Below are 13,616 nucleotides of genomic sequence, written 5' to 3' on the forward strand. Positions count from 1 at the left end.
GGCGAAGGATCCGGCCGAACGGGCTGGCTCCGGAGCCGCGGGAACTGCGGGCACCGGCCGTGGGACGGCGGCACGAGCGGCGGAGGTGGGGCCATGAAGCGCTGCCTGCGTGAGCGTGGGGGCGCGGATCGCGGGTCCGCCACGATCTGGAGCCTCGGGGCGATCGCCGTGCTGTGCGCGGTGTTTGGCGCCGTCCTCGCCCTCGGGCAGGCCGTTGTCGTGCGGCACAGGGCGGCCGGCGCCGCGGATCTGGCGGCGCTCGCGGCTGCGGACCACTGGGCCGAGGGCGGCGATCGGGCCTGTGCCCGGGCCCGGCAGATCGCGGTGGCTCAGGGGACACGGCTGATGCGGTGCGCGATCGTGGGCGAGATCTCGGACGTGACGGCGGCGTCGGGACGGGGGCCGTTCGCTGCGGAGGTGAGGGCCAGAGCGGGACCGGCGGGAGCGTTGCCGACGCAGCCGGTGCAGGCCGGAGCGGAGCCGCCGGGGGTGGTGCCCCCCGAGAGTGCCGGGGCTGTCAGCGGCAGGGCTGTCGGGACCGGTGCCGATGGGAGGCGGGCCGGCAGGATCCGACCCGATGGTTGACGGGCCGAGGGGAGGCGGGCCGACAGGGGCGGAGCCTATGGGAGACGGGCCGACAGGGGCGGAGCCTATGGGAGACGGGCTGATGGGAGCTGGGCCGAGGGGCCGACAGGGGTGGATCCGATGGGCGACAGGCTGAGGGGAGGCAGGCCGATGGGAGCGGCGGTGTCGGCGGGATCGGTGGCTGCGGAAGCGGTGGAAATGAGACCGGTACCGTCCACCGGTCCGAGGCAGGCGCCCGCCCTGGACGCCGCCCTGGACGCCGCATCGGACGCACCCTGGACCCCGCCACTCTCAGCCAATCTCAGCCAACCTCTCGCTGCTCCTCCGGCTCCTCCGGCTCCTCCGGCTCCTCCGGGGCGAACAGGGCGTCCAGGGTCCCCGGCTCCTCCCGCGCCTCCTAGAGCGTCTCGTCCGGCCTCTCCTCCGGCGCCCCCCGCAACAGCACCGTGAGGAGACGTACCGCCCCCCTCTTGTGCAGCGGGTCGTTGCCGTTGCCGCACTTGGGGGACTGGATGCAGGACGGGCACCCGGCCTCGCACTCGCAGGAGGCGATGGCCTCCCGGGTGGCGGTGAGCCAGGCGCGGGCGGTGTGGAAGGCGCGCTCGGCGAAGCCTGCTCCGCCCGGGTGGCCGTCGTAGACGAAGACCGTCGGCAGGAGGGTGTCGGGGTGGAGGGGGACCGAGACGCCTCCGATGTCCCAGCGGTCGCAGGTCGCGAAGAGGGGCAGCATGCCGATCGAGGCGTGCTCGGCGGCGTGCAGGGAGCCGCCGAGGATCTCCGGGACGATCCGGGCCTCGTCCAGCTGGTCCTCGGTGACCGTCCACCACACCGCACGCGTGCGCAGCGTACGAGGAGGGAGATCGAGTTTCGTCTCGCCCAGCACTTCGCCCGTGATCAGGCGTCTGCGGAGGAAGGAGACCACCTGGTTGGTGACTTCGACGGAGCCGTAGCACAGGCGGCCGGAGCCCCAGGGCACCTCGACGTCCGTCTCCAGGACCGAGATGGACGTGGTGTCCCGGGCAACCGTCGAGTACGGCGGGTCGGCCTGCTCGACCAGGGCGACCGACGCCTCCAGTTCGAGGGAACGCACCAGGTAGGTGCGGCCCTGGTGCAGGTGGACCGCGCCCTCGTGCACCGTGGAGTGTGCGGCGGCCGCGTCGACGGTGCCCAGCAGACGGCCCGTGCCCTCCTCGACGACCTGTACGGGCTGCCCGCCCGTGCCCCGGATGTCGGCCAGGTCGGCGGCCCGCTCCCGGCGCGTCCAGTGCCAGGCCTTCGTCCGGCGGCGCAGCAGCTTCGCGGCCTCCAGCTGCGGCAGCAGCTCCTCGCAGGCGGGTCCGAAGAGGGCGAGGTCCTCGTCGGTCAGCGGGATCTCCGCGGCGGCGGCGCACAGATGCGGGGCCAGGACGTAGGGATTGTCGGGGTCGAGGACCGTGGATTCCACCGGTTGGTCGAACAGGGCCTCGGGATGATGGACGAGGTAGGTGTCCAGCGGGTCGTCGCGGGCCACCAGCACCGCGAGGGCGCCCTGTCCGGAGCGGCCCGCGCGGCCGGCCTGCTGCCACAGGGACGCGCGGGTGCCCGGGTAGCCGGCGATCACCACCGCGTCCAGGCCCGAGACGTCCACGCCCAGCTCCAGGGCGGTCGTGGCGGCCAGGCCGAGCAGCTCGCCGGAGTGCAGCGCGCGTTCCAGGGCGCGGCGTTCCTCGGGGAGGTAGCCGCCGCGGTAGGCGGCGACCCGCCGGACCAGGGAGCGGTCCACCTCGGCCAGCCGTTCCTGGGCGATCACCGAGATCAGCTCGGCGCCGCGCCGGGAGCGTACGAAGGCGACGGAGCGGACGCCCTGCAGGGTGAGGTCGGTCAGCAGGTCGGCCGTCTCGGCGGTGGCGGTACGCCGTACGGGTGCGCCCTTCTCGCCGTGCAGCTCGGTGAGCGGGGGCTCCCACAGGGCGAAGACGAGTTCCCCGCATGGTGAGGCGTCATCGGCGACCTCGATCACCGGCAGGCCGGTCAGCCGGCGGGCGGCGAGGGCGGGCTCGGCGGCCGTGGCGGAGGCCAGCAGGAACACGGGCGACGCACCGTAGCGGGCGCACAGGCGCCGCAGCCGGCGCAGCACCTGGGCGACGTGCGAGCCGAAGACGCCCCGGTAGGTGTGGCACTCGTCGATGACGACGTACCGGAGCGACTTCAGGAAGGAGGACCAGCGGGGGTGGGAGGGCAATATGCCCCGGTGCAGCATGTCGGGGTTGGTGAGGACGTAGTTGCCGTACTGGCGGATCCACTCGCGTTCCTCGAACGGCGTGTCGCCGTCGTACACGGCCGGGCGCACCGAGTGGCCCAGTGGCTGTGAAAGTTCCTTCACCGACCGGCACTGGTCCGCCGCAAGCGCCTTGGTGGGGGCGAGGTACAGCGCCGTGGCTCCGCGGCCGTTCGGGGCCTGCGCGCCGTCCAGGAGGGCCGACAGGACCGGCACGAGGTAGGCCAGGGACTTTCCGGAGGCGGTGCCGGTGGCGACGACCACCGAGTCGCCGTCCAGGGCGTGCTCCGCGGCCAGCGCCTGATGGGCCCAGGGGTGCTCGATGCCGCCCGCCCGGACGGCCGCGATCACCTCCGGGCGAATTCGATCAGGCCAGACGGCATGCCGACCCGCGCGCGGGGGCAAGTGCTCCGTATGAGTGATGCGCGCGGAGCGGCTCGGTCCCGAGGCGAGCCGGTCCAGGACGATGCCCGGAGACGGGCGGGACGCCGGGTCCGCCAGGGGTTGATCGGATCGGTGATTCTTGGCCATCGGCACCGAGTCTGTCACTGGAGTGACGGACAATGGGGCCAAGGCGTCGTGCACGCCTGCCAGTAAGTGATTGAATGCCATCGCGGCTGGCGATGCGTTCTCGGGGGCCGCAAGCCGAGGTGTCCCGAGGGACGACCGCTCGATAGCAAGGTGCTGGAGGATCCGTGGACCTGTCCCTGTCGACCCGTACCGTCGGCGATCGTACGGTCGTCGAGGTCGGTGGCGAAATCGATGTATACACCGCGCCCAAGCTGCGCGAGCAGCTGGTCGAGCTGGTGAACGACGGGAATTTCCACCTCGTCGTGGACATGGAGGGCGTGGATTTCCTCGACTCCACCGGGCTCGGCGTGCTGGTCGGCGGCCTGAAGCGGGTGCGTGCCCATGAGGGCTCGCTGCGCCTGGTCTGCAACCAGGAGCGCATTCTGAAGATCTTCCGCATCACCGGTCTCACCAAGGTGTTCCCGATCCACGCCTCGGTCGATGAAGCGGTGGCGGCCACCGACTGACCCAGGGCCGCCAAGCCGGGTCCGGGCCGCTGGCCGGTCCGGACACAGGTGGGCCCCGCCCCGGGCCAGTGTGCCCGGGGCACAGAAGTTCTCAGGGGGGTGCGGGCCGGCGGCCCCGCTCCCGCACCGCACGCCCGTAGTTGCGAGGGGGATGCATGGCCACCGTCGAACTTCGCTTCAGCGCGCTGCCCGAGCACGTCCGGACCGCCCGGCTGGTGGCGGCAGCGGTGGCGCGCAGGGCCGGAGTGGACGAGGCCGTCCTGGACGAGGTCCGGCTCGCCGTGGGCGAGGCCTGCTCGCGTGCCGTCGGGCTGCACCAGATCAATGACATCACGGCGCCCGTGAGGGTCGCGCTGATCGAGGAGGAGAAACAGTTCTCCATCGAGGTCGGCGACGAGGCCCCGCACGCGGCGCCCGCCGCGCGGGTGGCCGGGGGTGCCGCCGCCGACGCGGACGTGGAGGCCGAGGAGGACGAGATGGGCCTCGCGGTCATCAGCGGCCTCGTGGACGACGTGGAGGTCTCCACGGGGGAGAACGGCGGGCTGATCCGCATGACCTGGCCGGCCGCCCCGCCGGCCGCCGCTCTCCTGTGATGCGGCTCTGATCCGCGCGCACGGCGCTGAGGCACCGTGCACAGTACGTCGCAAGGGCCCTGCTGAGCAGGGCCCTTCGTGTTGTTCCGGCCTCGTTCCGAGCGGCCCGGGAATTCGTGAATGAATTCACGATCAATATCCCGATAATTTGATCAAGCATCAATGTGGTCGTCAATGCCTTTGAGGCATTACTACTTTCGGGCCACCTGGCATGACCTCGATCATTTGCTGAAGAGCACGAGAAGGCCAATTCCGCTTACCGCGCCCTGTTTAGATCACCGTCGGGTACCTACAATCCGTCCACATCTTGAGCTCAGCCCAAGCGCCAAGGAGGACGAATGGCGGGGCTTTCTACCCCTCATCAGTTTGGCCACCCCACAACCTTCGCAGCCGCAGTCCTGACCGACGACAACCGGATCATCGTGGCGGTGATCGCGGCCGTCGCCCTGGCCGCGCTCGCGGTCGCGGGCGTCCTGGTGCGCCAGGTGCTGGCGGCGGGCGAGGGCACCGAAGGTATGAAGCGGATCGCCGAGGCGGTCCAGGAAGGCGCCAAGGCCTACCTCGCCCGGCAGTTGCGCACGCTCGGCGTATTCGCCGTCGTCGTGTTCTTCCTGCTCCTGTTGCTGCCCGCGGACGACTGGAATCAGCGCGCCGGACGATCGGTGTTCTTCCTGATCGGCGCGTTGTTCTCGGCGGCCACCGGCTATATCGGCATGTGGCTGGCCGTGCGCAGCAATGTGCGCGTCGCCGCGGCGGCCCGGGAAGCGACCCCGGCCGAGGGCGAACCCGAAAAGGATCTCACCACCGTCTCGCACACCGCGATGAAGATCGCATTTCGCACGGGCGGCGTAGTCGGCATGTTCACGGTGGGGCTCGGCCTGCTGGGCGCCTCCTGTGTGGTGCTGGTGTACGCGGCCGACGCACCCAAGGTGCTCGAAGGCTTCGGCCTCGGGGCCGCCCTGATCGCGATGTTCATGCGTGTCGGCGGCGGCATCTTCACCAAGGCCGCCGACGTCGGCGCCGACCTGGTCGGAAAGGTCGAGCAGGGCATTCCGGAGGACGACCCGCGCAATGCCGCGACCATCGCCGACAACGTGGGCGACAACGTCGGCGACTGCGCGGGCATGGCGGCCGACCTGTTCGAGTCGTACGCCGTGACCCTGGTGGCCGCGCTGATCCTCGGCAAGGTCGCGTTCGGGGACTCCGGGCTCGCCTTCCCGCTGCTCGTGCCCGCGATCGGCGTGATCACGGCCATGATCGGAATCTTCGCGGTCGCCCCACGGCGCACCGACCGCAGCGGCATGACCGCGATCAACCGCGGCTTCTTCATCTCCGCGGTGATCTCCCTCGCACTGGTCGCGGTCGCGGTCTTCGTGTACCTGCCCTCGAAGTACTCCGCCCTCGAGGGGGTCGGTGACGCGGCGATCCGGGGCAAGGCCGGCGACCCGCGGATCCTCGCGCTGGTCGCGGTGGCCATCGGCATCCTGCTCGCCGCCGTGATCCAGCAGCTGACCGGCTACTTCACCGAGACCAACCGCCGCCCGGTCAGGGACATCGGCAAGACCTCCCTCACGGGCCCGGCCACCGTGATCCTCTCCGGCATCTCGCTGGGTCTGGAATCGGCCGTCTACACCGCGCTGCTCATCGGGCTCGGCGTGTACGGGGCGTTCCTGCTCGGCGGGACGTCGATCATGCTGGCGCTGTTCGCGGTCGCCCTGGCCGGCACCGGCCTGCTCACCACGGTCGGCGTGATCGTCGCCATGGACACCTTCGGGCCGGTCTCCGACAACGCGCAGGGCATCGCCGAGATGTCCGGCGACGTCGAGGGGGCGGGCGCACAGGTGCTCACCAACCTGGATGCGGTCGGCAACACCACCAAGGCCATCACCAAGGGCATCGCGATCGCCACCGCCGTCCTCGCGGCGTCGGCGCTCTTCGGGTCGTACCGGGACGCGATCACCACCAACGTGCAGGACGTGGGGGCGAAGCTGACCGGCCCCGGCGCACCGCTGAGTCTCTCGCTGGACATCTCGCAGCCCAACAACCTCGTCGGCCTCATCGCGGGTGCCGCGGTCGTCTTCCTCTTCTCCGGACTCGCCATCAACGCCGTGTCGCGCTCGGCCGGTTCGGTGGTCTACGAGGTGCGGCGGCAGTTCCGCGAGCACCCCGGGATCATGGACTACACCGAGAAGCCCGAGTACGGGCGGGTCGTCGACATCTGCACGAAGGACGCCCTGCGGGAGCTGGCCACGCCCGGTCTGCTCGCCGTCATGGCGCCGATCTTCGTCGGGTTCACGCTCGGTGTCGGCGCGCTCGGCTCCTACCTTGCGGGCGCCATCGGCGCCGGCACGCTGATGGCGGTGTTCCTCGCCAACTCCGGCGGTGCCTGGGACAACGCCAAGAAGCTGGTGGAGGACGGTCATCACGGCGGCAAGGGCAGCGAGGCGCACGCGGCCACGGTGATCGGCGACACGGTCGGCGACCCCTTCAAGGACACCGCAGGACCGGCGATCAACCCACTGCTGAAGGTCATGAACCTGGTCTCGCTGCTCATCGCGCCCGCAGTGATCAAGTTCTCCTACGGCGCCGACAAGAACATCGGTGTACGGATCGCGGTCGCGATCTTCGCGCTCCTGGTGATCGTCGTCTCCGTGTACGTCTCCAAGCGGCGCGGCATCGCGGTCGGTGACGAGGAGAGCGCCGAGCGGGTGGCCAACTCGCCCGATCCGGCGGTGGTTTCGTAGCCCGCCTTGGCGGGTCCTGCTCAACGGGCGGGCGGGTGGCACGTACTGACGTGCCGCCCGCCCGCCTCCGTGTGTGGGCTCGCCCACGTCGTGAGCCTTCTCTCTCCCGGCCCCACAGGGCAAAGAGTCACAAAACCCGACTATCAGGGCGTCCGGCATGTGGAGAACCCCGGTCCGCCGTGTAGATTCCGGGGGCCGAGAGCGATGGAAGGGACCAATCCGGTGAACATGAAGCTCGCGGCCGCACTGTCCGGCGGTGCGGTACTGGTGGTGGCGCTGTCGGGATGCAGCAGCAAGAAGGACAGCGGGCCCGACCCCAAGCTCGTGGCCTGGGCCAAGACGGTGTGTGACGCGGTGCCCGCGCAGGACTCGAAGATCAGGGCGGCGAACGCGTCGATCGCCAAGATCGCCACGGACAGCAACCTGCCGCCCAAGACGGCCAAGGAAACGTACTCGCAGGCCTTCCAGGACATGTCCGACGGCTACAAGGCGATCGCCGCCGCCATCAGCAGCGCCGGGGCGCCCCCCGGGATCTCCGACGGCGCCAAGCGGCAGCAGGACGCCTCCAAGAACATCAACGGCCTCGCCTCCTCCTACGCCGACCTGAAGAAGAAGGTCGACGGGCTCGACACCAAGGACCAGGGCAAGTTCGCCAAGGGTCTGCACGACGTGGCCGACCAGACGAAGGAGATCGGCCAGCAGAGCAACAGCGGCACCGAGGCGCTGAAGCGGCTGGAGCAGGGCGACGTCAAGGCAGCGATCGCGAAGCAGCCCAGCTGCCAGGTGGCAGCGTCCGCAACGGCTTCGACGACGGCGGGCTGACACCGACGGCGGGCCGGCACCAACAGCCGACTGATGCCGGCGGTCGGTTGATGCCGGCGGTCGGTTGATGCCGGCGGTCGGTTGACGTCCGCAGCCGACCCACGTCTGCAGCCGACTGATGCCGGCGGCCGGTCGACACCGGCGGCGGGCCTGACGTGAACGGCCTGTCGACACCGACGGCGGGCTGACGCGGACGGCCGGTTGACACCCGGCGGCGGGTCTGACGGCGGAGGTCTGCAGGCGACGGCACCGGCCGGCTCAGGCGGGTCGACCGGCATCGGCCCCCGCCGGCGCAGGTGGTCGGCCGGCATCGTTCGTCGGCACGCGTTCGGGCAGCCCCGGGCGGCCGACGCAGGCCACAATGGGGGCGTGACTGACACCGGCCTCGCCCCCCTGCCCGCCACCGACCGGCCCGACATCGCCGCACGTCTGCGCGACGCCCTGCTCGCCGCCTCCTTCACCGCGGACGGGCTGCTCGATCTGCTCGGCGCCCCCGCCTATGCGGCCCTGGCCCGCAGTGAGACCGTGCCCGCCCTCAGGGCGACCCGCGGCGACACGCCGCTGGAGACGCTCGTGCGGCTGTTCCTGCTCCAGCAGCCGGTGCCCCACGCGCGCGTGGGGGCCGTTCTGCCGGTCGAGGAGGCCCTGGAGGGCGGGTGGCTCGCGCGCGTGGGCGGCGACGAGGTGGCCGCGACCGTGGACGTACGGCCCTACGGCGGCCCCGGCGGCGAGGACTGGTTCATCGTGTCCGACCTCGGGTGCGCGGTCGGCGGGGCGGGCGGCATCGGACAGCGGGACGAGCGCGTCGTCCTGGGCGTCGGCGGCGCCTCCACGACCTTGGCCGGCATCACCGTCCGCACCCCCGTCGCCTCCGCGCTCGACCTCGGTACCGGCTCCGGCATCCAGGCCCTGCACGCCTCCCAGCACGCCACACGCGTCACGGCGACCGATCTCAACCCGCGTGCGCTGCACATCACCGCGCTCACACTGGCGCTCTCCGGCGCGCCGGCCGCCGATCTGCGCGAGGGCTCGCTGTTCGAGCCGGTCCGGGACGACGAGACGTTCGACCTGATCGTGTCCAACCCGCCGTTCGTGATCTCGCCGGGCGCCCGGCTGACGTACCGGGACGGCGGCATGGGCGGGGACGATCTGTGCCGCTCGCTCGTTCAGCAGGCGGGGGAACGGCTGAACGAGGGTGGGTTCGCGCAGTTCCTCGCCAACTGGCAGCACGTCGCGGGGGAGGACTGGCAGGACAGGCTCAGGTCGTGGGTGCCGCGCGGGTGCGACGCCTGGATCGTGCAGCGCGAGGTGCAGGACGTCACGCAGTACGCCGAGCTGTGGCTCAGGGACGCCGGTGACCACCGCGGCGACCCGGCGGAGTACCAGGCGCGTTACGACGCCTGGCTCGACGAGTTCGAGGCGCGCAAGGTGAAGGCCGTCGGCTTCGGGTGGATCACCCTGCGCCGGACGGAGGCCGCCGAGCCCTCGGTCGTCGTGGAGGAGTGGCCGCACCCGGTCGAACAGCCGCTCGGGGAGGCGATCCGGGCGCACTTCGACCGCCTGGACTACCTCCGGGAGCACGACGACGCGGCCCTGCTCGAAGCCCACTTCAGGCTGACCGCCGAGGTGGTCCAGGAGCAGGTTGGGCTGCCCGGGGCCGAGGACCCGGAGCACGTGGTGCTGCGCCAGCACCGCGGGATGCGCCGCGCCACGAAGGTGGACACCGTCGGTGCGGGCTTCGCCGGCGTGTGCGACGGCTCGCTGACGGCCGGCCGCATCCTGGACGCCATCGCCCAACTCGTCGGCGAGGACCCGGTGTTGCTGCGCGACCGTACGCCCGCGCAGATCCGGCTGCTGGTGGAGCAGGGCTTCCTGGAGCCGGTGGTCTGAGCGCGGTACGGGGCCGGCCCAGCCCCGTACCCCGGCCGGCCCGCAGTGCCTGCGTCGGGATCGCCCGCGTACGTATGTCAGGTGGCACGAGCGGGGGCGCGCCGGTGCCGGGAAAACGGCCGGAAAGATACGGGCGCCGGTCCCCGGGGATCTCGATCGAGTGTCCGTTCGGTATCGCGTAGGCCTTCCGTTCACCCCGATGTCGCCCGTCCGTCTCCCGCGCGTGCCACCCTCCCCGCGCTGGGTTCGGACGGACGGTGCGAAAGGGGCGGGCGGGGTCATGGAGAGTGGGCCGGCGATCTTCGCGGGAATGGTGTTCGCCCTGTTCGGAGGCGCCCTGCTGGCGTGGACCGGTACCCGGGTGCGACGAGGCGAACCGGTCGCCCAGGGTGTGAACCAGGTCGCATCGGCCACCCTCGCCGGCACCGTCGCGATCATCTCGCTGGGCCTCGGCGCGTACTGCCTCACCCGCCTCTGACATCGGCGGCCGTACCGTCGTACGGGTAACTGGAGCATTACGCTCCGGACAGGGGCCGAAGGATCGCCGAGGACTCCGGGCGGCAGGAATGCCGGGAGTCGGGTTACCGTTCGAGTGGCCGTTGTGGGCTTTTCCCGTTTGACACGGGGGCGGGATGTACCGTCACACTCCGCAGCGTCACACGAGCCAGAAGCACGCCGCGACCCCAGGACCAAGGCCCTGGGGAGGGCCCAGCGTCGACCGGAGAGAAGAGCGAAGTTGTCCCCGACCAGCGAGACCGCACAGGGCGGCCGCCGACTCGTCATCGTCGAGTCGCCTGCCAAGGCGAAGACGATCAAGGGCTACCTCGGCCCCGGCTACGTAGTCGAAGCGAGCGTCGGGCACATCCGTGACCTTCCCAACGGCGCCGCCGAGGTGCCGGAGAAGTACACCGGCGAGGTCCGTCGCCTCGGTGTGGACGTCGAACACGACTTCCAGCCGATCTATGTGGTCAACGCCGACAAGAAGGCCCAGGTCAAGAAGCTCAAGGACCTGCTGAAGGACTCCGACGAGCTGTTTCTCGCCACCGATGAGGACCGGGAGGGCGAGGCGATCGCCTGGCACCTCCAGGAGGTCCTCAAGCCGAAGATCCCGGTCAAGCGGATGGTCTTCCACGAGATCACCAAGGACGCGATCCGCGAGGCCGTCGCCAACCCGCGCCAGCTCAACCAGAAGCTGGTCGACGCCCAGGAGACCCGCCGCATCCTCGACCGCCTCTACGGCTACGAGGTCTCGCCGGTCCTGTGGAAGAAGGTCATGCCGCGCCTGTCCGCCGGCCGTGTCCAGTCGGTCGCGACCCGGCTCGTCGTCGAGCGGGAACGCGAGCGCATCGCCTTCCGTTCCGCCGAGTACTGGGACCTGACGGGCACCTTCGCGACCGGCCGCGCCGGTGACCCCTCGGACCCGTCGTCCCTGGTCGCCCGCCTGCAGAACGTCGACGGCCGGCGTGTCGCACAGGGCCGCGACTTCGACTCCGTCGGGCGTCTGAAGACCGCGAACACCCTCCACCTCGACGAGGCGAACGCCCGCGCCCTCGCCGCCGCCCTGGAGAACACCCGCTTCTCCGTGCGCTCGGTCGAGTCCAAGCCGTACCGCCGCTCGCCGTACGCCCCGTTCCGTACGACGACGCTGCAGCAGGAGGCCAGCCGCAAGCTCGGCTTCGGCGCGAAGGCCACGATGCAGGTCGCGCAGAAGCTGTACGAGAACGGCTACATCACGTACATGCGTACGGACTCCACGACGCTGAGCGAGACCGCGATCGCGGCCGCCCGCGCCCAGGTCACGCAGCTGTACGGCGCCGACTACCTGCCCCCGCAGCCGCGTACCTACGCCGCCAAGGTGAAGAACGCCCAGGAGGCGCACGAGGCGATCCGTCCCTCGGGTGATCGTTTCCGCACCCCGGCGGAGACCGGCCTGACCGGTGACCAGTTCAAGCTCTACGAGCTGATCTGGAAGCGGACCGTGGCCTCCCAGATGAAGGACGCGACCGGCAACAGCGTGACCGTGAAGATCGGTGGCACCGCCGCCGACGGCCGCGATGTCGAGTTCAGCGCGTCCGGCAAGACGATCACCTTCCACGGCTTCCTGAAGGCCTACGTCGAAGGAGCCGACGACCCGAACGCCGAGCTGGACGACCGCGAGCGCCGGCTGCCGCAGGTCGCCGAGGGCGACGCGCTGTCCGCCCAGGAGATCACGGTCGACGGCCACGCCACCAAGCCGCCTGCCCGCTACACCGAGGCCTCCCTGGTCAAGGAGCTCGAAGAGCGCGAGATCGGCCGCCCCTCGACGTACGCGTCGATCATCGGCACGATCCTCGACCGCGGCTACGTGTTCAAGAAGGGCACGGCCCTGGTGCCGTCCTTCCTGTCCTTCGCCGTGGTCAACCTCCTGGAGAAGCACTTCGGGCGGCTCGTCGACTACGACTTCACCGCCAAGATGGAGGACGACCTCGACCGCATCGCCCGCGGCGAGGCGCAGGCCGTGCCGTGGCTGAAGCGCTTCTACTTCGGCGAGGGGACCGTCGCGGGTGCGGCCGAGGCCGGCAACGGCGACGGCGACCACCTCGGCGGCCTCAAGGAACTGGTCACCGACCTGGGCGCGATCGACGCGCGCGAGGTGTCCTCGTTCCCGGTGGGCGGCGACATCGTGCTGCGCGTCGGCCGCTACGGCCCCTACATCGAGCGCGGCGAGAAGGACACCGAGCAGCACCAGCGCGCCGACATCCCGGACGACCTGGCGCCGGACGAGCTGACCGTCGAACTCGCCGAGGAACTGCTGGCCAAGCCGAGCGGCGACTTCGAGCTGGGCACCGACCCGCAGACCGGGCACGCGATCGTCGCCAAGGACGGCCGCTACGGCCCGTACGTCACGGAGATCCTCCCCGAGGGCACCCCGAAGACCGGCAAGAACGCGGTCAAGCCGCGCACGGCCTCCCTCTTCAAGACCATGGCGCTGGACACGGTGACGCTGGAGGACGCGCTCAGGCTGATGTCGCTGCCGCGCGTGGTCGGCACCGACGCCGACGGCGTGGAGATCACCGCGCAGAACGGCCGCTACGGCCCGTACCTGAAGAAGGGCACGGACTCGCGCTCGCTGCAGACCGAGGACCAGCTCTTCACGATCACGCTGGAGGAGGCGCAGGCGATCTACGCCCAGCCGAAGCAGCGTGGCCGCGCGGCCGCAAAGCCGCCGCTGAAGGAGCTGGGCACGGACCCGGTCTCCGGCACGCCGGTCGTGGTCAAGGACGGCCGCTTCGGCCCGTACGTCACCGACGGCGAGACCAACGCGACCCTGCGCTCCGGCGACAGCGTGGAGACGATCACCCCGGAGCGCGGCTTCGAGCTGCTCGCCGAGAAGCGCGCGAAGGCGCCCGCCAAGAAGACGGCGAAGAAGGCCACGGCGAAGAAGGCCGCTCCGGCGAAGAAGACCGCGGCCAAGAAGACGGCGGCGAAGAAGACGACCGCGGCCGCGAAGAAGACCACGGCGAAGAAGACGACGGCCAAGAAGGCGGCGGCTTCGAAGGCGACCTCCTCCGGCGCGGAGGACTGACGCTCCGTCGGCCCCCGGCCCGGCTTCGCGAAACGAACGCCCCGGCACCGCCCCGGCATCACTTTGGTGTCGGGGCGTGCTCATGCCCGGGCGACCGAGGTGTCGTGTCGGTGGCTGCGGATA

Annotated in this window: 9 protein-coding genes; 8 read left to right on the forward strand and 1 reads right to left on the reverse strand. The window is 70.9% G+C overall.

What is annotated here, in order from left to right; translation table 11 throughout:
- Window positions 1-93 precede the first annotated feature (93 nt).
- Window positions 94-585 (forward strand): Rv3654c family TadE-like protein, encoded by a 492-nt coding sequence (locus ACFZCP_RS32515; RefSeq protein WP_391434237.1) that lies wholly within the window; start codon window positions 94-96, stop codon window positions 583-585.
- 397 nt (window positions 586-982) lie between these two features.
- On the opposite strand, the gene ACFZCP_RS32520 is transcribed toward ACFZCP_RS32515, so the two are convergent.
- Window positions 983-3,454, reverse strand: a complete 2,472-nt coding sequence (locus ACFZCP_RS32520; protein ID WP_391434241.1) for a DEAD/DEAH box helicase — start codon at window positions 3,452-3,454, stop codon at window positions 983-985.
- 83 nt (window positions 3,455-3,537) lie between these two features.
- Between ACFZCP_RS32520 and bldG the strand changes: the two genes are divergently transcribed.
- The 7 genes from bldG (at window position 3,538) to topA (ending at window position 13,493) form a co-directional block, all read left to right on the forward strand.
- Window positions 3,538-3,879, forward strand: coding sequence for an anti-sigma factor antagonist BldG (gene bldG, locus ACFZCP_RS32525; RefSeq protein ID WP_361119537.1), 342 nt, complete (start codon window positions 3,538-3,540; stop codon window positions 3,877-3,879).
- Window positions 3,880-4,034: 155 nt separating this feature from the next.
- Window positions 4,035-4,472 (forward strand): ATP-binding protein, encoded by a 438-nt coding sequence (locus tag ACFZCP_RS32530; protein WP_361119539.1) that lies wholly within the window; start codon window positions 4,035-4,037, stop codon window positions 4,470-4,472.
- Between the two features lie 338 nt (window positions 4,473-4,810).
- The gene (locus tag ACFZCP_RS32535; RefSeq protein ID WP_391434248.1) at window positions 4,811-7,216 is read left to right on the forward strand and encodes a sodium-translocating pyrophosphatase; all 2,406 of its coding nucleotides are present in this window, start codon (window positions 4,811-4,813) and stop codon (window positions 7,214-7,216) included.
- Window positions 7,217-7,438: 222 nt separating this feature from the next.
- A complete protein-coding gene (locus tag ACFZCP_RS32540) occupies window positions 7,439-8,038 on the forward strand; it encodes a small secreted protein (RefSeq protein ID WP_391434250.1) in 600 nt (199 codons plus the stop codon).
- A 369-nt stretch (window positions 8,039-8,407) separates the two neighbouring features.
- A complete protein-coding gene (locus ACFZCP_RS32545; protein WP_391434253.1) occupies window positions 8,408-9,928 on the forward strand; it encodes a methyltransferase in 1,521 nt (506 codons plus the stop codon).
- A 280-nt stretch (window positions 9,929-10,208) separates the two neighbouring features.
- Complete coding sequence (locus ACFZCP_RS32550; RefSeq protein ID WP_362692824.1) at window positions 10,209-10,406, forward strand: hypothetical protein; 198 nt, start codon at window positions 10,209-10,211, stop codon at window positions 10,404-10,406.
- A 258-nt stretch (window positions 10,407-10,664) separates the two neighbouring features.
- Complete coding sequence (topA, locus tag ACFZCP_RS32555; RefSeq protein WP_391434258.1) at window positions 10,665-13,493, forward strand: type I DNA topoisomerase; 2,829 nt, start codon at window positions 10,665-10,667, stop codon at window positions 13,491-13,493.
- The last annotated feature ends 123 nt before the right edge of the window (window positions 13,494-13,616 follow it).

Origin of the sequence: Streptomyces sp. NPDC007971, from assembly GCF_042958635.1 — a bacterium.
Lineage (GTDB): Bacteria > Actinomycetota > Actinomycetes > Streptomycetales > Streptomycetaceae > Streptomyces.

Coding starts and splice junctions, on each gene's coding strand:
- ACFZCP_RS32550 (WP_362692824.1), top strand. CDS start 10,209: ATGGAGAGTGGGCCGGCGATCTTCGCGGGAATGGTGTTCGCCCTGTTC.
- ACFZCP_RS32535 (WP_391434248.1), top strand. CDS start 4,811: ATGGCGGGGCTTTCTACCCCTCATCAGTTTGGCCACCCCACAACCTTC.
- ACFZCP_RS32515 (WP_391434237.1), top strand. CDS start 94: ATGAAGCGCTGCCTGCGTGAGCGTGGGGGCGCGGATCGCGGGTCCGCC.
- ACFZCP_RS32520 (WP_391434241.1), bottom strand. CDS start 3,454: ATGGCATTCAATCACTTACTGGCAGGCGTGCACGACGCCTTGGCCCCA.
- ACFZCP_RS32530 (WP_361119539.1), top strand. CDS start 4,035: ATGGCCACCGTCGAACTTCGCTTCAGCGCGCTGCCCGAGCACGTCCGG.